The sequence below is a fragment of the Nocardioides sp. P5_C9_2 genome, assembly GCF_054049555.1.
Window position 1 is genome coordinate 1 of sequence record NZ_JBFUMD010000620.1, and the last position, 1,837, is coordinate 1,837.

Sequence of the window (1,837 nt, forward strand, 5' to 3'; positions counted from 1 at the left end):
GCCCGGTACAACGCCGAGACCCTGGAGGTGACCCACCGCGACCGCACCATCGCCGACGTGCTCGCCATGTCGGTCGACGACGCGGCGGTCTTCCTGGCCGACGTGCCCGCGGCGGCGCGGGGTCTGCAGACCCTGCGCGAGGTCGGGCTGGGATACCTCAGACTGGGCCAGCCCGCGACGGAGCTGAGCGGTGGTGAGGCCCAGCGGATCAAGCTCGCCACCGAGCTGCAGCGCGCCCACCGGGGTCACTCGCTCTACCTCCTCGACGAGCCCACGGCCGGTCTCCACCCGCAGGACACGGACCTGCTGCTGCGCCAGCTGCACCGGCTGGTGGACGCGGGCAACACGGTCGTCCTGGTCGAGCACGACCTCGACACCATCGCCACCGCGGACTGGGTCGTCGACCTCGGTCCCGGCGGAGGTGACACCGGCGGGCGGGTCGTCGCCACCGGGTCCCCCCGCGACGTGGCGACTGCCGGCGTCGGGCTCACCGCCCGGTACCTGGCCCGCCGTCTGGGGAGCTGAGCGAGCCGGTCCCCGACACGCCCCTTGCGACAACTCATCCCCGACGGGTGATGGCCCCGCGACGACTCGCGTCCAGTGTCGACGGTGGGTGCGGTGCGACGGTGGGGCGGACGGCGGCTGGTGAGCGGGTCGCAGGGTCATGACGGAGGCAGGGTGGACGGAGACGTAGGCAGGGACGGAGCGACGAGGGACCCGCCCGGCGGCGTCCCGGTCCGTGACGACTCCCTGAGTCGCAGGCAGGTACGCCGTGTGCTCGTGGGTGTGCTGGTGCGGTCGCTGATCGCTGCCGGGCTCCTGATCGGGTTGTACTACGTGGCGCCGCTCGACCGGCTCGAGACGGTCCCGGTCGTGCTGTCGCTGTCCGTGGGCCTCGCAGTGTTCTCCGTGGTGGTGGCCTGGCAGCTGTGGGCCATCGCCCACGCGACGTACCCCGTGCTCCGTGCGGTCGAGGGGCTGGCGTTCACGGTGCCCTTCTTCCTCGTCCTCTACGCGACCGCGTACAGCGTCGTGGCGCTGGACGGTCCGGGGAACTTCAGCGCGCCCTCGTTGACCCGCACCGACGCGATGTACTTCACGGTCACGGTCTTCGCCACCGTGGGGTTCGGTGACATCACCGCCACCAGCCAGTCCGCACGCGTGCTCGTGATGACCCAGATGGTGCTCGACCTGGTCATCCTCGGCCTCGGGGTCCATCTCCTGGTCGGAGTGGTGAACGTGGGCAAGAGCCGCCGCGGTGGCGCGACCCCGCGCGAGGTGCAGCCGTGACGACGCCGACCGCCCCGGAGGGCGACGCGGCGCCCGACGTCACCACGGTGCTGCGTGGCAGGGGCTACCACGCGCTCCTGCTGGCCGCCGGCCTGATCGGCATACCCGTGGCGCTGGTCGCGTGGGGCTTCCTCGCGCTGGTGACGGTGATGCAGGACTGGGTGTGGCACGACCTCCCCCAGGACCTGGGGTGGGACCGACCGACCGCGTGGTACTGCGTGCTGGTCCTCGGACTGGGCGGGCTCCTGGTCGGCCTCGTCGTCAGGCTGCTTCCCGGACGTGGTGGGCACACCCCCGCTAACGGCATGGCGGCTGGCGTCACGACCGGGCTCGAGCTCCCAGGGGTGCTCCTGGCGGCCGTGGCGAGCCTGGTCCTGGGGGCCGTGATCGGCCCGGAGGGACCCCTGATCGCCCTGGGCAGCGGTCTGGCGTTCGTGGCGGCGCAGCGCACCCGCCTCGGCCAGTCGTCACAGGCGGTGACGCTGATCGCGGCGTCCGGTTCCGCGGCCGCCATCGCGACCGTGTTCGGGAACCCGTTGGTCGCCTC

Annotated in this window: 2 protein-coding genes and 1 pseudogene; all 3 read left to right on the top strand. The window is 72.5% G+C overall.

Going from position 1 to position 1,837, the window contains the following annotated elements; all coding sequences use genetic code 11:
- Positions 1-525 (top strand): annotated as a pseudogene (locus ACXJKL_RS20295) (ABC transporter); the annotation flags it as partial.
- A 267-nt stretch (positions 526-792) separates the two neighbouring features.
- The gene (locus tag ACXJKL_RS20300) at positions 793-1,290 is read left to right on the top strand and encodes an ion channel (RefSeq protein ID WP_457208801.1); all 498 of its coding nucleotides are present in this window, start codon (positions 793-795) and stop codon (positions 1,288-1,290) included.
- A partial coding sequence (locus tag ACXJKL_RS20305) for a chloride channel protein (protein WP_457208802.1) occupies positions 1,287-1,837 on the top strand: 551 nt, incomplete at its 3' end. The genes ACXJKL_RS20300 and ACXJKL_RS20305, both read left to right, overlap by 4 nt.